The sequence below is a fragment of the Paenibacillus sp. FW101-FHT12H11 genome, from assembly GCF_058790355.1.
Genome location: NZ_JBYTCO010000005.1, coordinates 173209 through 191147 on the forward strand (window position 1 = coordinate 173209; position 17939 = coordinate 191147).

The 17939-nt window shown below is 43.8% G+C and carries 21 protein-coding genes and 1 pseudogene; 19 read left to right on the forward strand and 3 right to left on the reverse strand.

Annotated features, from left to right (window positions below; translation table 11 throughout):
• Positions 1-22 precede the first annotated feature (22 nt).
• Complete coding sequence (locus tag AC3WTJ_RS17485; protein WP_492522868.1) at positions 23-382, forward strand: hypothetical protein; 360 nt, start codon at positions 23-25, stop codon at positions 380-382.
• Between the two features lie 86 nt (positions 383-468).
• On the opposite strand, the gene AC3WTJ_RS17490 is transcribed toward AC3WTJ_RS17485, so the two are convergent.
• On the reverse strand, positions 469-1347 hold the full coding sequence (locus AC3WTJ_RS17490; protein WP_492522869.1) for a LysR family transcriptional regulator: 879 nt from the start codon (positions 1345-1347) through the stop codon (positions 469-471).
• Positions 1348-1457: 110 nt separating this feature from the next.
• Here AC3WTJ_RS17490 and AC3WTJ_RS17495 point away from each other — a divergent pair, with 110 nt between their 5' ends.
• The 4 genes from AC3WTJ_RS17495 to AC3WTJ_RS17510 all read left to right on the forward strand — a co-directional run bounded on the left by AC3WTJ_RS17495 (position 1458) and on the right by AC3WTJ_RS17510 (position 4993).
• Positions 1458-2738 carry an adenylosuccinate synthase gene (locus AC3WTJ_RS17495; RefSeq protein WP_492522870.1) on the forward strand — a complete coding sequence of 427 codons (1281 nt, stop codon included), beginning with the start codon at positions 1458-1460 and terminating at the stop codon, positions 2736-2738.
• A 353-nt stretch (positions 2739-3091) separates the two neighbouring features.
• The gene (locus AC3WTJ_RS17500) at positions 3092-4090 is read left to right on the forward strand and encodes an aldo/keto reductase (RefSeq protein ID WP_492522871.1); all 999 of its coding nucleotides are present in this window, start codon (positions 3092-3094) and stop codon (positions 4088-4090) included.
• A 197-nt stretch (positions 4091-4287) separates the two neighbouring features.
• Positions 4288-4770, forward strand: a complete 483-nt coding sequence (locus AC3WTJ_RS17505) for a DUF2975 domain-containing protein (protein ID WP_492522872.1) — start codon at positions 4288-4290, stop codon at positions 4768-4770.
• A 10-nt stretch (positions 4771-4780) separates the two neighbouring features.
• The gene (locus AC3WTJ_RS17510) at positions 4781-4993 is read left to right on the forward strand and encodes a helix-turn-helix domain-containing protein (protein ID WP_407867383.1); all 213 of its coding nucleotides are present in this window, start codon (positions 4781-4783) and stop codon (positions 4991-4993) included.
• A gap of 28 nt (positions 4994-5021) precedes the next feature.
• Here the strand turns inward: AC3WTJ_RS17510 and AC3WTJ_RS17515 are convergent, their stop codons facing one another.
• Positions 5022-5639 (reverse strand): TVP38/TMEM64 family protein, encoded by a 618-nt coding sequence (locus AC3WTJ_RS17515; protein ID WP_492522873.1) that lies wholly within the window; start codon positions 5637-5639, stop codon positions 5022-5024.
• Positions 5640-5839: 200 nt separating this feature from the next.
• Between AC3WTJ_RS17515 and AC3WTJ_RS17520 the strand changes: the two genes are divergently transcribed.
• Positions 5840-6778: an aldo/keto reductase family protein gene (locus tag AC3WTJ_RS17520; RefSeq protein ID WP_492522874.1), complete on the forward strand. Its 939-nt coding sequence runs from the start codon at positions 5840-5842 to the stop codon at positions 6776-6778.
• Positions 6779-6841: 63 nt separating this feature from the next.
• Here the strand turns inward: AC3WTJ_RS17520 and AC3WTJ_RS17525 are convergent, their stop codons facing one another.
• Positions 6842-8059 (reverse strand): hypothetical protein, encoded by a 1218-nt coding sequence (locus AC3WTJ_RS17525; RefSeq protein WP_492522875.1) that lies wholly within the window; start codon positions 8057-8059, stop codon positions 6842-6844.
• Between the two features lie 149 nt (positions 8060-8208).
• Between AC3WTJ_RS17525 and AC3WTJ_RS17530 the strand changes: the two genes are divergently transcribed.
• The 13 genes and pseudogenes from AC3WTJ_RS17530 to AC3WTJ_RS17590 all read left to right on the forward strand — a co-directional run.
• Complete coding sequence (locus tag AC3WTJ_RS17530; RefSeq protein ID WP_492522876.1) at positions 8209-8724, forward strand: nucleoside deaminase; 516 nt, start codon at positions 8209-8211, stop codon at positions 8722-8724.
• A gap of 132 nt (positions 8725-8856) precedes the next feature.
• Positions 8857-9885, forward strand: a complete 1029-nt coding sequence (locus tag AC3WTJ_RS17535; RefSeq protein WP_492522877.1) for a helix-turn-helix transcriptional regulator — start codon at positions 8857-8859, stop codon at positions 9883-9885.
• A gap of 50 nt (positions 9886-9935) precedes the next feature.
• Positions 9936-10730 carry an SDR family NAD(P)-dependent oxidoreductase gene (locus tag AC3WTJ_RS17540; protein WP_492522878.1) on the forward strand — a complete coding sequence of 265 codons (795 nt, stop codon included), beginning with the start codon at positions 9936-9938 and terminating at the stop codon, positions 10728-10730.
• A gap of 124 nt (positions 10731-10854) precedes the next feature.
• Entirely contained in the window at positions 10855-11274 is a 420-nt protein-coding gene (locus AC3WTJ_RS17545) for an HIT family protein (RefSeq protein WP_157320442.1), read from the forward strand.
• A 180-nt stretch (positions 11275-11454) separates the two neighbouring features.
• Positions 11455-12834, forward strand: coding sequence for an FAD-binding oxidoreductase (locus tag AC3WTJ_RS17550; protein WP_492522879.1), 1380 nt, complete (start codon positions 11455-11457; stop codon positions 12832-12834).
• Positions 12835-12888: 54 nt separating this feature from the next.
• Positions 12889-13836: a helix-turn-helix transcriptional regulator gene (locus AC3WTJ_RS17555; protein ID WP_492522880.1), complete on the forward strand. Its 948-nt coding sequence runs from the start codon at positions 12889-12891 to the stop codon at positions 13834-13836.
• Positions 13837-13892: 56 nt separating this feature from the next.
• On the forward strand, positions 13893-14375 hold the full coding sequence (locus AC3WTJ_RS17560; protein ID WP_492522881.1) for a GyrI-like domain-containing protein: 483 nt from the start codon (positions 13893-13895) through the stop codon (positions 14373-14375).
• A gap of 113 nt (positions 14376-14488) precedes the next feature.
• Complete coding sequence (locus tag AC3WTJ_RS17565; protein ID WP_127456981.1) at positions 14489-14674, forward strand: hypothetical protein; 186 nt, start codon at positions 14489-14491, stop codon at positions 14672-14674.
• Between the two features lie 142 nt (positions 14675-14816).
• A complete protein-coding gene (locus tag AC3WTJ_RS17570; RefSeq protein WP_492522882.1) occupies positions 14817-14984 on the forward strand; it encodes a hypothetical protein in 168 nt (55 codons plus the stop codon).
• Positions 14985-15112: 128 nt separating this feature from the next.
• Positions 15113-15718, forward strand: coding sequence for a DUF1349 domain-containing protein (locus AC3WTJ_RS17575; protein ID WP_492522883.1), 606 nt, complete (start codon positions 15113-15115; stop codon positions 15716-15718).
• 27 nt (positions 15719-15745) lie between these two features.
• Complete coding sequence (locus tag AC3WTJ_RS17580; protein ID WP_492522884.1) at positions 15746-16207, forward strand: SMI1/KNR4 family protein; 462 nt, start codon at positions 15746-15748, stop codon at positions 16205-16207.
• Between the two features lie 267 nt (positions 16208-16474).
• Positions 16475-16819, forward strand: a complete 345-nt coding sequence (locus AC3WTJ_RS17585) for a hypothetical protein (protein ID WP_492522885.1) — start codon at positions 16475-16477, stop codon at positions 16817-16819.
• A 21-nt stretch (positions 16820-16840) separates the two neighbouring features.
• Positions 16841-17939: pseudogene (locus tag AC3WTJ_RS17590) on the forward strand (collagen-like triple helix repeat-containing protein); the annotation flags it as partial.

Here is a 17939-nt window from a genome sequence, read left to right on the forward strand (position 1 = left end):
AAGTTCCTTGGGGGTGAAAATATTGATTCAACTAAACGGAATCGTAGGTGGAAAAGCTCCAATTGCATTGGGAGCCCGAAAAACGGTACTCCTTCAGCAGATCGTGATTCGAGTAAAAAATCGCCAAAAGCTCATTTTGAAGAACCTGAATTTTTTGTTTAATAACGAAGCCTTTGCTATCAAAATTGAGGCTGAGCCCTCTCCAGGCGTATTTATCGCAAGAGGCGGGGCTGGCGACTTAAGTCCAAATAAAGTGCTGGTTAACAATACAAGTGGATCGGAAGTGACGATCTTCTTGCTTATTAGCGCTGTAAATATGGCCAATAACACCAGATCTTTGAGTCGTTCCGACAGCTGGCGGTTGCTGCTTCAGCGCAAGTAATGGAGGAGAGAGACAAAGATTGCGTTAACGCAGAACAAAGCAGGCGCAATAGCGACCTGCTTTGTTTATTAAGAGATTAGTTTGTTTTACGGTAAAAATTCAAGAAGACGTTTTGAAGCTGCTGAAAGCGGCACGCCCTTAAGTGTAGCAATTCCAACGTGGCGCTCCGGAACTGGAGGGGTCAGAGGTATTTCAACCAGTTTGCCTGAAGATAATTCCTCCGTTACATAATTGCGCACAATAAAAGTAAGGCCAAAACCGCTTTGTGCAAACTGTACAAGAAGATCAAGGCTGCCTAATTCAAATTCCGGCTTCAGACGTACACCGTGAGATAAGGCAAACTCATCAAGAAAATTTCGTGTACTGCCTCCCGGTTCAAGGAGCAACAAAGGGTATTGATGAAGATCCTCCAGATGGAATGGCTTTTCCGCTAGCGCTGCATAATCGTGATTTCCGACAAGACAGTCTTGTTGGGGTGAGCTTATACGGAAGTTGATGTTCGGATCACTTGTAGGTAGATTCACGATGCCAAAGTCAATTTTCCCCTCTTTTAGAAGTGTGATTGTTTCTGGTGTTGTTCGATTGGTAACGCGAATCTTAATGTCAGGGAACTCTTTGTGGAATTGTTCCAAATGGCTTAGCAGATAATGCTTGCAGAGTGTGTCGCTTGCCCCTATGTTAATCTCTCCGTACATAAGTTCTTGCATTTCAGCTATTTTTTTCTCCCCAATTTCTATAAAATGGATTGCTTGTTCTACGAATTTGAATAGCACTTCACCTTCGGTTGTTAACGTTACGCCTTTGGTAGTTCGAAAAAAAAGCAATCCGCCAAGGCTCGCTTCTAATTGCTTCAGTGTGTGACTAACCGCTGGTTGAGTGATGTGAAGCCTTTCTGCGGCTTTCGTCAAACTGCCGAATTTAGCCGTCCAATAGAATACTCGATACCATTCCATATTGAATTCCATAGCCATTACCTCAGTTTATGATAAGTATTATTTATATCAATTTTACTAATGTTCTTACCGCCAATTATAATCATTGAAGTAGACCAATACAAGTGACGGAGGCGAGAAATTTGACGGTTACGGCTATCGTAGGTGCAAATTGGGGAGATGAAGGAAAGGGTAAAATGACGGATGTCCTTTCTGCAAAATCGTCTTATGTTGTGCGATATCAAGGCGGAAGCAACGCGGGGCACACGATTATTAACAATTACGGAAAATTTGCGCTACATATGCTCCCTTCAGGAGTTTTTTATCCAAATGTGATGAATGTGATTGGTCCTGGAGTTGCGTTAGATGTGGATGCTTTCACTAGAGAGCGGGAAGAGTTGCTTGAAAGAGGGGTTCCTGAGGCTCGGTTACGCGTATCGGACCGTGCGCAAATCGTACTTCCAATCCACCGTTTATTAGATGAGCTGGAAGAGGAACGGTTAGGTGCTCGCAGCTTTGGATCGACTAAACGGGGGATTGCTCCCTTTTACATGGATAAATATGCAAAGCTTGGAATTCAAGTTTCGGATTTGTACGATAAACAGAGGCTACTTTTACGATTAGAACAATCCCTAGAGGCAAAAAATGTCCTGCTTGAGAATTTATATAAGCGGGAACCGATTCAACCAGAGAGTTTGCTAGCAGAATTATTAGAGCAAGGCGAGAAACTCCGTCCATTTGTTTGCGATACCACTACCTTGCTCCACAATGCGTATGTGAACGGTGAGTCAATATTATTAGAAGGCCAACTCGGAGCACTTCGTGATCCAGATCATGGCATTTATCCTTATTCCACGTCATCTTCAACGCTTGCGGGATTTGCTCCCGTCGGTGCTGGATTACCTCCTTATGCTATTGAGAAGGTCATGGCCGTGGTCAAATCTTATTCAAGCTGTGTGGGAACAGGGCCGTTTGTATCCGAGTTGGATGGAATAGAAGCGGACGAACTGCGACGTTTAGGAGGGGATGCGGGAGAGTTTGGCGCAACGACGGGTCGACCTCGCCGGGTTGGTTGGTTCGATGTTGTGGCTACACGTTATGGCTGTATGATACAAGGTGCGACGGAAGTCGCGTTGACGAATCTTGATGTGCTTGGATACTTGGATAAGATTCCCGTTTGCGTTGGATATGAACTACAGGATGGGACGATAACTGCGGATTTTCCAGTAAGCGCCAAGATCGATAAGGCCAAACCTATCTTGCAGCAGCACAAGGGTTGGAAATGCGATATTTCAAAAGCGCGCTCTTTCGACGAGCTGCCTATCGCGGCTCAACAATACGTCGCGTTCATTGAATCTGCCATCAATGTGCCAATAAAGTATGTTTCAGTAGGGCCTAGACGCGAACAACTAATAGGCATTTAATAAAATCTAGCACAGGGCTGCCGACATTCATGTCCGGCAGCCTTTGTTGAGGTTGTTTAATTTGAGACAGACGAGAAGCAATATATTAATGTAAATGACAGCTATCTTTGCAAGTGGTTTGTTTTTGAATACATAGGTTGAAAACTAGGGAAAATAAAAGTAATCGATGTGTACAGTGGGGATTGAATCTGCTGCAATAAATCAAAAAAGAGAAAGATGGGTACTTATAAGTATCTATAGCACTCCAAAGTACGTACTTATCAAAAAAATTATATGCTCTTATAATAACACTCAGGCATTAAACAATAATCGTAGAATACACGAATTCACATACATCGGGAGGAATTATTAGGATGGGTAAGTTGTTTAAAGATAAATTAGGATTTGGTACTGCTCCATTAGGTAATATGTTCCGTAATATCCCTGAAGAAGAAGTTATGGCAACATTAGATGCTGCATGGGAACAAGGAATTCGCTATTTTGATACAGCTCCTTTCTATGGTGTAGGATTGGCTGAAACTCGTTTAGGTAAAATGCTGGCAAATCATCATAGAGATGAATATGTTCTAAGCACAAAGATTGGCCGGATCATATCTGACGAACTTGAAGATCCCACTGCTCGAGATCTTGGTGAAAAAGGTGGCCTGTTTGAATTCGGGAACAAAAATAAAATGATCGTGGACTATTCCGCGGATGGGACTTTGCGTTCCATTGAACAAAGCTTAAAAAGATTAAATACAGATCGACTTGATATTGTTTACATTCACGATATTGCACAGGACTTCTATGGCGATGAATGGCTTATCCATTTTGAGACGGCTAGAAAAGGTGCATTTAAAGCTTTGACGAAATTAAAAGAGGAAGGGGTAATTAAAGGTTGGGGGCTTGGTGTAAATCGAGTCGAACCTATCGAAATTACCCTCGAATTAGGTGAGGCTAAACCAGACATTAGTTTGCTGGCAGGCCGATACACATTACTTGACCATGAAAAAGCTCTGCAACGCTTGATGCCTAATGCTTTGAAAGAGGGAATGGAAGTAGTCGTAGGTGGGCCATATAGCTCAGGTATTTTAGCTGGAGGAAATCATTTTGAGTATCAAAAAGCATCTCCTGAGATTATCGCTAAGGTCGAAAAAATTAAAAGTCTTACAAATCGATATGGAATCAGCATTAAAGCAGCTGCCCTTCAGTTTTCTTTAGCCAATCCAGCGGTAGCGGCTGCTATTCCTGGTGCTAGTAAACCAGATAGAATTGTTGAAGATAAAGCGGCGCTTAACGAAAAAATACCTGCTGAGTTCTGGGAAGAGATGAGGAATGAACATCTGGTTGCAGAGGATGCTCCTTTAGCTTAATAAAAGAACAAAGAAAACGCAGCTAATACCGTACTGCACCCCATTTGTTAGATACAACTAACAATGGAGGTGCAGTTTTTTTTTTTTTTTTGATTGAATTAACAATAATAATGTTGCAATAAACGATATTAATTTATTGATAAACAATAAATAATATGTTAAAGTCATTTTATGAATAAATTAGCGAGGTGCTCTATATGAAACGGGGAACAACACTTTTTTTGAAGATGGCCGTTATTGTTATTGGAATTCCAATACTTGTTTTGTGCATATTTTTAGTGCCAAAGTTCGGGGATTTTGCTGGTGGGTTATATCCAGAAATCACTTATATGAAATCTCTCGTATTAATCGATATGTACGCGGCAGCGGTACCTTTTTACATTGCTTTGTATCAAGCTTTTAAACTTTTGAGCAATATTGATAAGAACCAAGCGTTCTCGGAATTATCCGTAATGGGCCTAAAGAAAATAAAATACTGCGCCATTACAATCAGTGGCTTGTATCTTCTAGGTATGCCGCTTTACTATCTCATGGCGAGGAGAGTTGATCCTCCATTTATCACCGTCACGGGATGGGTCATTATTTTCGCTTCTATCGTGATCGCCGTTTTTGCCGCTGTTCTCCAAAGACTTTTACAGGAAGCAATCCAAATAAAATCAGAAAATGATTTAACGATCTGAGGTGATGTACATGGCGATAATCATCAATATTGATGTGATGTTAGCAAAACGGAAAATGAGTGTAACGGAGCTTGCGGAGAGAGTCGGAATTACGATGGCGAATCTCTCCATTCTGAAAAATGGGAAAGCAAAAGCTGTTCGTTTTTCAACGTTAGAAGCGATATGTAAGACTTTGGATTGTCAGCCAGGTGATATTTTGGAATACAGAAGCGACGAAAAATAAAGGAGGCTTTAATGGAGACCAATTTTTATTAAACCCATCGTTTCTTAAGCCAGACACGGTAAACGATATAGACGGACGCCAAAAAAAAGATATACACGACGACCGACAAAACTAGCTTGCTGGTGCCAGCAAACAGATTGCTGCCAATGAACGCAAACAGAAGCATAGCAGGTATTTTACCCAATGCAGAAGCAACGGCGAATGTAACGACAGGAACAGAAGTAATGGCAGGAATGACATTAACGACAGCCTGAGGGATAACGGGGATTAGTCGAGCTAATAAAATAGTCAGGAACGGATTTTTTTCAATCGCAGCTTGGAGCTTTTCCAGCTTTTCATATTTGGTCAAGTAAGCACGGCCCTGTTTTTGAAATAAGTAGCGAGCAAGCCAAAAAACAATGACAGAAGCGATTGAAGCAGCAGTCCAACTAATCAAAGCACCCATCAAGGGGCCGTACATAAACCCTAGCATGCCGATAACTATTTTATAGGGTATGACTGGCACAATAATAAATCCGAGCGCGGCCAAAAAAATAAGCAGAAGGGGTGCGTTCCCGTGCTGCATCCAGTTCAAAATTTCATCCTTGAATACATAGACAGTAATTATGAGCGCGAGATATATGCAGATGGTGAACCATTTCTTCATTTGGTAAGTTGTCTCCTTGGTCTGAATCGTTCATCTAGCCTTGTTTGTCATATTTAGTGTAACACAATCATTATACAAGGAGTTAACTTACTATACTCTCGTAAAGTATGTAAATAAAATTTCAGTACTTTTAAAAGAATCCTTAGTGTTTTATCATTAGATAGACAAGTTCGCAGATCAAAATGGAGGGAATGGAGCACATGAAATACCGGAAATTAGGTAAATCGGGACTAAAGGTTAGTGAGATTAGTTTAGGCAGTTGGCTTACATATGGCGGTTACGTTGAAAAGAAAAATGCTGTAGATTCAATTCACAATGCCTATGAACTCGGAATTAACTTTTTCGATACGGCTAACGTGTATGAACGCGGAGAAGCTGAGAAAGTGGTTGGAGAGGCGCTTAGCGGATACTCCCGCGATTCTTATGTACTTGCAACGAAAGTGTTTTGGCCTATGGGGACGGGTCCCAATGACCGGGGATTATCTCGTAAACATGTTTTCGAGCAATTACATGCCAGCCTTAAGCGTCTGAATACGGACTATGTCGATATTTATTATTGCCACCGTTTCGATCCTGAAACACCTGTAGAGGAAACGCTTCGCACGATCGATGATATGGTGAGACAAGGCAAAATTTTGTATGCTGGAGTCAGCGAGTGGACTGCTGCACAAATGGCGGAAGCTCTGGCAGTAGCTGATAAATACTTACTTGATCGCATCGTCGTCAGTCAACCGGTCTATAACATGTTCAACCGCTATATCGAAAAAGAAGTAATCCCACTCGGTGAACAGAAAGGCATCGGCCAAGTCGTTTTCTCGCCACTGGCTCAGGGTCTTCTCAGCGGGAAGTACACATCAATCTCCGAAATTCCGGCAGATAGCCGTGCGGCTAAACTGGAAGGTATGAGAAACGGGATCACAGAAGAGAAAATCGCTAAAGTCGGACAGCTCAATGTTATCGCTAAGGAGCTGGGGATTACTGTAGCTCAACTAGCCCTAGCTTGGATTTTGAGACAGCCAAATGTTGCGAGTGCGCTCGTGGGCGCAAGCCGTCCAGAGCAGGTAGAAGAAAATGCGAAGGCATCTGGTATCGAGCTTTCATCGGATGTACTCAATAAAATTGAGACTATCTTGGCTTAAGAAATAAACTTTTTGTAAATATGAAAGAAACATGAAACCGGCCGTAATGGCCGGCTTTTTGTTTTACTTGCTGTCAGAAACCCACACGATGCCGCTGTAAGTTGAAATATGGTACCAACTGACACCCTGGGGAGAAACCCACTTTTCAAAAGATAACGCTTCTTGCTCCTGAAAAGTACCAGTATTTTGACAAACTTCACCTGTCAACGGGAAGTAATAGGTTTTTGTAGCAGGAGTCAGCTTGACACTTTCCTGTGTTTCCGTAATGCCGTTGGGGCGTTCTAACGGGGCTCTAGAAAGATTAACCCACTTCCAGCCTACTGGCGTTTGAAGATGCACCCAGTCCATATCGACTTGATCTATGGGATAAGACCCAGGCTGCAACCAATCCTGTAGAGTGGGATCGTAGACACCCCGATTGTCAAAATAGCGGGTGGCCGTGCGCAGCTTCACCGTTTCATTCGAAGGACTAAATTGTCTAAATTGGGAGGATCCATTCTCTTTCCTAACCCATTTCATGGTTCCATCATTCTGTGGAATTCTATACCACAAAACGCCACCACCTATCCCGGGAATAAGAAAATAGACATCCGGTTGGACGACTCCTGATAGGACTTTTTCTCCATTTTCTTGAGATAGATGAGGAGTGTCATATAGGATATCGTCTTTTGTCAACAGAATTGGAGTATCAGTTGGTTGTGTATTCTCTAAAAGAAGAGGATTCAATAACCATTCATCATTCGTATTATCCTTAGGTATTCGATACCAATTACCAGAATCGAGAACTAAGCCCCTTCCGTTGTCAACCCATTTGTGTGTATAGCGAATCGAGCCCGTTGTATGTAGCTTCTGTGGTTGTAGTGTTTGACCGGTTTCTTTCGGCTGATCAACTTGATTGTAGGATGCCAGACCCACTGGTTGTGCATAAAGCTTTACTTCATCCAAAACGGTTATATCCTGATCCTTTTCCTCATAGTTACCGTAGATAATTCGACTGTCATCTTCAATCCATTTATTACCCAACCAGGTTTTCACAAGAATATAGCTCTTGCCTGTGACATATGCCGCACATAATTGTTCAGATGAACCACATGCGACTTCGACATTCTGAACACCTGCAATGGAGCCAACCACTGAATCTGGGTTTTTATAATCATCGAGTAAATTTGTATTGCTTATTACGACTAAGTTTTTGGTCATTAATGTATTTATTGCACTTGCTTGCTCCCCGCGCCAAGCTAGCCCTGTGAGAAGTATTCCCACAGCAATAACAATCTTCATTATCCTTCCCATCATTTTTCACACCTTTCATTTTTTCCTGATGGATTGTACGCTATTTTTTGCTCGTAGTTGCGTTACCACGTTAGAGAGGAATTGCTGGATTCATATGGAATGTTTATATACAAATATTTTCAAAAGGGGACTAGCTCATGCTTGATGATCGAAAATACTTATTGGAGGCATTTATTGAAGCTGAGAAAGCCGAAGAGGCAGGTACCTATCCGATTGGAGCAGTTATCGTGGATTCTGACGGTAAGATGATTAGCAGGGGACATAACAAGGTCTTTACGCATATAGATACAACCGCACACGCTGAGGTCGATGCCATTAGGAACGCTGGAGCAAAAATGCTTGATGCTGAGACCAAGAAATTTCTTAAAAAAGGTTATACTTTATACACAACATGCGAACCTTGCCCGATGTGCAGTTGCACAATTCTATTATCTTTCAGTATTACTCGGGTTGTTTGGGCTGCAAACGATCGAGATATGGGAGCGATGAGAAAGTTTATCGAAGGACCGCATTTTCAAGATCGTTTTAGTAAAATTTCTATTGAAGCAGCCCCTTATAGGGATTTAGAGATTCGTCAGAGAAAAATGCTTGCTGAATGGTCTATAAAACGAGGGTTTGTAGATACCCACTGGCAACATCATAATGATGCTTAGAAGCAATGGCAATTATTTCAACCCTAGTTTATCGTAGGAGGTATGGCTGCATATGTCAGAAAATTATTATTGCGAAGAGGTGTTGAGTGGTCGAACTGTTGTTACATTCCATGTGGTATTCGGTCAACTGTTATGAAAATTTCAGCAACCGATCGAGTTAAGCTCGCGCCAGGGTTCTGGTCTAGTTTGCGCTTACTAGGGATATCCCCACAAGAAGTAGCGCGCCATGCCCGTCTATCCCTGACTGTTATCAACGACCCGGTCGTTACGACGGCGCAATACTATGCGATCTGGCAGGCTTATGCCGAACTTGTCGGCGATACTGCCACGGCAATCGTCAACTTGGCCACATCATTCGAGACAGCGCAATATCCGCCGGCCGCCTTAGCAACCTTCCATGCCAGAGATTTCCGAGATGCTCTTATGCGAATGTCTCGTTATAAGCAAATGTGCCCGCCAGAAAGATTGTTTTTGCGTCAAGAAGGAGAGCATGTTGTCGTTGATCTGGGTTGGCAGCATGCGGTTGAGCCTGGACCACCTGTACTGGTAGGCATTACGCTAGCTTATCTTCTGGAACTAGGACGACGAGGAACCGGGCGCCCTCTCAAAGCTCATTTTGTTGAGCTCGTCCATGATATAGGAAACTCGAAAGTTCTCGAAGATTTTTTTGGCTGCTCTGTTCGAGTAGGTGCTTCTGGTAACCGGCTTACACTGTACGTTAGTGATCTGGAGCGTCCGTTTATTTCTTATAATGAAGAACTCCTGGATATACTAACGCCTACCTTGGATCGTCATTTGGATGAACATCAGAGCAGAGGCAAGATCAGCAATAAAGTGAAATGGATTCTGTCACGCTGTCTTTCGCGCGGGAGTATCGACATTCAAACCGTTGCCAAAGAGCTGGGAATGAGTGATCGCACCTTGCAGCGGCGCTTGACGGAAGAAGGAGCAAGCTTTAAGCAATTGTTGGTGCAAACCAGGCATGAGCAGGCGCTATCCTATTTGGCAGACCTGTCACTGGAGATCAAAGAAATCGCTTTTCTCGTCGGCTACGAAGATCAGAACTCATTCTACCGGGCATTCCGCTCGTGGGAAGGGGAGACTCCAGCTAATTGGCGCCTTGCGCAAGAACATTGGCGTTCTTCGCTAGTTACCGAATAGTCGAATCCAGCTATCATTATCTGTATCCTCAACATAAGGAGTGTAGACAGATGGATATGGGTTTAACAAATAAAACGGCATTAGTGACGGGTTCTACAAAGGGAATCGGTAAGGCGATCGCCTTGGAACTTGCCAGAGAAGGCGTTCATGTTCTCATAAATGGTAGGAGCAATGAAGAGGTTGAACTTACCGTGAGGGAGATTCAGGCAAAATTTCCTGATACTCAGCCCAAAAGCGCGACAGCCGATCTCGTAGATGCGCAGCAAAGAGAAGCTTTATTCGTGAAGTTCCCTCAAGTCGATATTCTGGTCAATAATATGGGCATCTACGAAATCATGTCCTATGATGATATTAATGATGCCGAATGGGAAAAGTACTTCCGCACGAACGTGCTTGTCGCGAACAGTTTGACGAAGTTCTATCTGCCTTCCATGTTGAGCGTAGATGATGGACGCGTCCTCTTTATCGCGAGTGAGGAAGCCATTATGCCTTCGGGACTGATGCCTCACTACGCCGTGACCAAATCGATGCTCCTCTCGTTATCCAAAAGTTTGTCTAAGCTGACCAAAGGATCGGAAGTCACCGTAAATACAATCATGCCAGGGCCAACCCTTTCCGAGAATGTGCAAATGATCATCGAAAGCATGTATTTGAACGAAGAGATGACCTTCGAAGCGAAAGAAAAGGATTTTATGGCGAAGAACTTGCCGCAATCTGAAATCCAACGCTTCATAAGACCAACGGAGATAGGTCGGCTAGCCGCATTTATCTGTAGCCCATATGCCTCCGCGTTCAAGGGCTCGCCTATCCGAATGGATGGGGGAATGGTACCGACAATATTTTAATGAATTAATATGATGTCAGTAGACAAGTCTATCAAAGAAATGGATTTTATATACATGGGAAAATTTGATTGGTATAATATCGTTGATCCTATTATTCCATTTCTATCGAACAGGAGTGTCAGACATGAGTTCAATTTGCAATTATTGCAGCAAAAACGAAGCACTGAACAATCTTATGATTGAAATCGGCCAGTTACGCGTATCAACCTTGTATTTGTTTAAGGAACAGACGTATCAAGGGCGCTGTATTGTCGCGCTAAACGAGCATGAAACGGAGTTTTTTCATCTGTCGCAGGAGAAGCAAGACGCTTATATGCGCGATGTAGCGCAAGTGGCAGCAGCCATTGAAAAAGCGTTCCAACCGGATAAAATTAACTACGGTGCATTTGGCGATACAATGCCGCATGTACATTTTCACATCGTACCGAAATACAAAGATGGTTACACCTGGGGAAAAATGTTTGAAATGAACCCAGCGGCAAATCTTCTTTTAACTGAGGAACAATATGGGGCACTTATAGATCAAATCAAGAGCCATCTATAAAGAAAGATAAGCATCCGCAGAAATTGCGGATCTTTTATTTTTTCGGAACAAATTACTGTGCCATCCTGATTATTTTTTACGATTTAAACAAGGCGTTTGCCGTTACTAGGACAGGTGTCCCTACATAGACATATGCTGATGAGAAAGGCATATGCCATGAACAGGGATGGTGTAAAATAGATGGCCCAAAACAGCACAAACGCAGGTACACGATTAACCGGAAGGGTCGTACTTCCGGACAATCCGACTTACCATGCAGCCAGAATGGAGTTCAATAGACGCTTTTCCAAATTTCCTAAGGTCATTGTTTTTTGCAGGCGAACTCAGGATGTGACTAACGCAGTTAAATGGGCTCGTGAGCGGGGTGTACGACTGAGAGTGCGCAGCGGTCGGCATAGCTATGAAGCTTTTTCGGCTGTAAATGGCGGAATTATTATCGATGTGAGCGAGATGGATAAAATTAAGGTTGACCGGAAAAACAGGGTGGCCATTGTTCAAACGGGCAATCCACTTGCTCGAGTCTACAAAAAGCTGTGGAGTAAGCGTGTGGCATTGCCGGCTGGTACTGCGCCTGACGTAGGTGTAGCCGGGCTAACACTGGGAGGCGGTATTGGACTTTTGTCCCGGAAATATGGACTTACGTGCGATAATTTGAAACAAGTGAAGATGGTCGTAGCATCAGGGCGGTATGGAGCAAAAACCATTGTGGCAAACAGGAGGCAGCATGCCGATCTGTTGTGGGCATCACGAGGCGGCGGGGGAGGAAACTTTGGCATTGCTACAGCCTATACGTTTCGGGTTAGACCCATTTCAACGGTGTCAATATTTAGTGTCACATGGAGATGGAGTGATTTAGAGAAGGTGTTGCCAGTTTGGCAGCGCTGGGCCCCGTCCGTCACGAACCGCTTAACCTCTACATTCGAGGTTTCTGCCAAACAGGTAGGGACTATTGTATCTACCGGCCAATTACTTGGCGGTACCGAGGAGCTGCGCCGTTTGATTAGACCGCTTTTGCTGGCAGGCACTCCGGTGAAGGTGCTGGTGAAGACGATACCATTTATTGAAGCAACCAAATTTTTTGCCGAATCGGACTTACATTTGGAACCAAAATTTAAAATAAGCGGGGCCTACGGGTTTCAACCTTTACCAAGTGAAGGGGTCCGAATCATTCGTGACTTTTTATCCAAAGCACCCAACAGGCATGCTACCGTGTGGAGTCAAAGCTTAGGGGGTACAGGAAGTGCAGTGAGTCGAGTATCTCCCACTGCAACGGCCTATCCTCATCGAAAAGCTGAGACCATTTACGAACTGTCAGCACGTTGGAGGAACAACCGTGAGCAAGAGCGGAATATCCAGTGGGTAGAAAGGTTCCGCAGAGCGTTACGTCCCTTTGTTAAGGGGGATTATGTGAATTTTCCCGATTTGCAGATTAAAAACTGGCCCAAGGCGTATTACGGTGCGAACTTTGGCAGATTGAAGCAGGTGAAACGAAAGTATGACCCCTATAATGTGTTTCGTTTTGCTCAGAGTATTCCAGTAGGTAAAAAGGCGAAAAAATAATAGTCTAGTGAGGTGTGAAATCTGTGACATTGGTTTGTAAGATCAGCTTTTCGTATGAAAATTGACCGCTTGCTGGCCATGACGGTGCTGCTGTTGAATCGCGGGCGTGTCAGTGCCAAAGAATTGGCTGACCGTTTTGAAGTTTCGACGAAGACGATCTATCGGGATATGGAGACCCTGAATCAATCGGGTATTCCGATTGTGGCTCAACAGGGCATATCAGGAGGATTTGAAATCATGGAACCCTACGCCATGGCTCGGCAATTCTTAACGCTCAGTGAAATTGAAGCCATCGTCGCGGCGGTAAAAGGGATACATACCGCCGTGGATGACCGCGTGTTTGGCACTCTATTGGATAAGGTAAAGGCGCTGCTCAGTCGTGTAGATCGCCTTCAACTGGAGGAGCAGGGTGCGGGACTTGTTTTCGATTTCAATCCGTGGGGGCAAGGACCTACAGCAAGGGATAAAGTGAATAGCTTGAGGCAAGCGATTGAGCATTCAAGAAAAGTAAGTTTCAAGTACTTGAACATGAACGGTACGGAGAGCGAGCGAATTGTAGAGCCTGCCGTTTTAATTTTAAAAGGATACCTGTGGTATGTGCAGGCTTATTGCACGCTTCGAAGTGAATATCGAGTGTTTCGATTATCTCGTATACAAGAGCTGCGGGTGTTGGAGCAAACTTTTGTTAGAAAACAAGCCCCTTCGCTAGAGGGTTATGCGTGGGAGCCAGATTGGTCGAATACGAATTTGCATGACATGACATTTCTATTCGATTCGAAAGTTCGGCATCGTGTTGGGGATTCCTTCGATCCGGAACAAGTTAGAAGTCAAGACGATGGTTCTTTACAGGTAAATGGACGCTTCGCCGAAGATGAATGGCTTTACAGCATGCTGCTGAGTTACGGTGAACATGTCAGAGTTGAAGCACCGAGTCGCGTAGCTGAAGAAATGGTGAATCGGGCACGGAAAATTATAGAGCGATATCAGAAACTGGACAGATAGGTGTCCACGTTCTCCTTGTATAATGATGATAAATACAAGGAGATGAGGGTGAAATTATGCGTACATATATAACCGAGCAACCAGCAATCACACTAACAGGAGTTCATGCGCGAACAACAAACGCAGAGGAAGCGGGTCCAAATCGGCAGTTGCCGAAGCTGTGGGAAACGTATTTTCAAAGTCAAATCACCTCACAGACCCCGACAATCAATTCCCATCTGATCTATGCACTCTATACGAATTATGAAAGTGATGCTTCAGGCGCATACACCACTCTGATCGGACACGAAGTAGGCGGCGATAAGTTGCGAGACGAGGACAAGTTTCATACCGTGGAAGTGCCTGCGAGTAAATACTTGGTATTTACAACAGAAAAGGGCCCAGTTTATGAAGTGGTCGCACAGGCGTGGGGAAACATCTGGGCTTATTTTAAGGAGTCAAAGGAAGTAAGGGCATATACGGGAGATTACGAGCTGTATGACGCCGGAAATTTAGATCCTGAGCAAACACAATTACAGATTTTTATAGCAATTAAATAGCTAAAAAGGCGACTAATGTAGGCGCTTTTTCTAATGTTTAATGTTACAGTTTGCTTCTCATTGTTTAGAATGCGATAATGGAAAAATAGCAAATTTTAGGAGGTCCAAGAGGAATGAAATACATGGTTGATTATCAATTTACCAAACCTGATCAAGGGATACACATACACAAAGGGTCAATTGAAATTGACATCGAAAGTGATGTGGAGTCGGAGATCATACAAAAGGCAAAAGAAATCGTTATGGAAAAAGAAGGCGTTACAGAAGTGAAAGTAGGTTTAATAAGTCCGGAATGTTAGGCCGCTCATACGAAGCGGCTTTTTTAATGAAAAAACACGCATGTATCATAGAGTAAGAAATCGAATTGAATGCATTGGAAAGCGCTTTCCAATCCCAATATGTGCTACAATTACACAGACCATACTTGCGAAGGAGCTAACCATGGGCATTAGGAATTATCTGATTGAAGGCGTTTCTGGAACCGGTAAAACTTCGGTCTGCAATGAATTGCAGCAGTGCGGCTACCAGGCCATTCATGGTGACCGAGAATTAGCTTATCAAGGCGATCATTGCGCGATTGCATCGCACGAAAGAAGACATTCCGAATAACGGGATGATAACTGACGCCACTGCATCGATTGCACACGTCGTTGACGAGATCATCCGTCTAAGCGAAACAAATAAATGCCAACGTTAGAAGCTATTTCAATTATTTTGATGGATGGAGATGGTTGGGTATGGATCTTTTTAATAACTGTGTAGGGAAAAGTCTACCTACTTCCCTTCAATGGATGAATGAACCACATGAATGGGAATTTTCTAAACAAAGTGAACTTATGATTACTGCGCCACCTCGAGCAGACTTTTTCCATAACCCAACAGAGGAAACAAGAAAAAATTCTGCTCCATTCCTTTATATGACAACAAATGAGAATTTCATTTTAACCAGTCGGGTCAGCGTAGACATACGTGAGCGGAATGATTCCGCATGCCTTATGATCATGTCAGATGAGAATAACTGGGCCAAGTTATGTTATGAAGATTTTAGAGGCCGACCTTCCATTGTTAGTGTTGTAACGAAAGATATTTCGGATGATTGTATCAGTGACTATGTTGGGAATGTGAACCCTTTCTTAAGAGTATCTCGATATGAGAATTGCTTCGCTTTTCATTATTCTCTTGATGGTAATGAATGGGCATTAGTGCGGTATTTTGGAATGAAGAATAGTCAAAGTTTAAAAGTTGGTGTGGTTGCACAGAGCCCAGTTGGTGAAGGATGTGTAGTGATGTTCGATTACTTACACTTCCTTCCCAATACGAATAAAGATGTAAGAAATATTTGATCATTCCTTATGGAAGTAGGTTTGTTAGTGAGAAGTGAACATTTATTAAAGCTCCTGCAAGAGAAGGAATTGCATACTGACCGTCCATTCGATGGGTGTAGCGAAACAGAGATAAAGCTGCTGAAGCAAGAAATGGGAATCAGGTTCCCCGAGTCTTATCGTCAATATTTACTTGCAGTCGGCCATTATTCGGGAAGATTGTTTCAAGGAACTGATATGCAATTCTCACAGCTAACAGAACTTCAGGATGCGACAAATGAATTATTGCGAGAGAATAATAACCCGGTCGTGCTGCCAACTGGCACATTTGTATTCTCCATTCATCAGGGCTATGAAATTAGATTTTTTGATTTAACTAAAGGGGACAATTCTCCGGTCTTGGAATGGTACGAGGGAAGCATGAAAGGGATAGTTAAGCTTTATGATTCATTTGAAGAGTTTCTTGCCGATTCGCTATATCAGCATACAGTTATAAAATGGCTTGATTAGTCTTAGGGGAAATAGTGAGTAATAATTAAACATATACCAAAGTAGCAAAATAATAAAGTCAGAAACAAGAGGGCTGCCGCGAGAACGGGCAGCTTTTTTGCGCTGTTTTGGGATTTACCACTTTGTGGAAATAATTAGGTGGCACCTTTTAAGTCCAAGCCATCTCTTAAAAACTTGCATACTTTAGAAGTAGTATTTACTAACTAGTAAATATATTTTGCAAACTAGAGCAAATATCAAGCATATGAATAGGAGGGAAAAACATAAATGGCTGTCTTATCAAGCGGTCCGATAGAAAACAATGCTATTAGTGGTACGAGGTCCACTCAACAGATAACAATATTAATAGATAATAGAGATACTGTTAATTCTGCATCTCTTATCATACAAGGATATATCTTAAATGGTACAAGAACGTTATATGTACTTGATGTTTTGGATGTCTTTCCAAATCAAGTGCTGATCAAAAATTACTTTGCTAATTTCGATAAATTTGAATTCGTTTTTACAACAAGAGGCACCGCTGCAGATCAGACTGGAGTCTCCGTATGGGGAAAAAATGCATCCGGACAGTTAGTTACAGCACATCGGCTTGTAACATCTGAACTTTAATAATAGGAGGTTTTATATTATATGGCTATTTTGTCGACTGGGCCTATTGAAAATAGTGCTGTCAGCGGAGTAAGACCAACTCAGCAAGTAACGCTCATTATTGATAATCGGGATACCGTCAATTCTGCTTCTGTGGTCATTCAAGGTTATGTTTTAGACGGCACAAGAACATTATATGTTCTTGATATATTGGATGTATTACCAAATCAAGAGGTAACAAGAAGTTACTTTGCTAATTTTGATAGTTTCGAATTCGTATTTACAACAGGAGGTACTGCGGCAAAGCAGATCCAAATTTCCGTTTGGGGAAAATCGGCCACAGGAGAATTAGTAACAGCGCATCGGCTTGTTTCTTCTGAGCTCTTTGGAGATAACACAGGAGCTACAGGACCTGCAGGAACTACAGGTGCAACCGGGACTACTGGCGCAACCGGTGCTACGGGTGCAGCAGGAGTAGCTGGCGCAACTGGGACTATTGGTGCAACTGGCGCTAGAGGTGCAACCGGTGCTACGGGTACAGCAGGGACTAACGGTGCAACAGGAGCTACTGGTGCAGCAGGGACTAACGGTTCGACAGGGGCAACAGGCGCAGCAGGAGTTGCCGGAGCAACTGGGGCTAGAGGTGCAACAGGAGCTACTGGCGCAGCAGGAACTAACGGCGCAACCGGTGCAACGGGTGCAGCAGGAACTAGCGGAGCAACGGGTGCAACGGGCGCAGCAGGGACTAGCGGAGCAACGGGTGCAACAGGAGCAGCGGGGACAAACGGTGCGACAGGAGCAACGGGAGTAGCGGGGACAAACGGTGCGACAGGAGCAACGGGAGCAGCAGGGACAAACGGTGCAACAGGAGCAACGGGCGCAGCAGGGACAAACGGCACGACAGGAGCAACGGGCGCAGCAGGAACTAACGGCGCTACGGGTGCAACGGGCGCAGCAGGGACTAACGGTGCAACGGGCGCAGCAGGAACGAACGGTGCGACAGGAGCAACGGGTGCAGCAGGAACTAACGGTGCGACAGGAGCAACGGGCGCAGCAGGGACAAACGGTGCGACAGGAGCAACGGGCGCAGCAGGGACAAACGGTGCGACAGGAGCAACGGGCGCAGCAGGGACAAACGGCG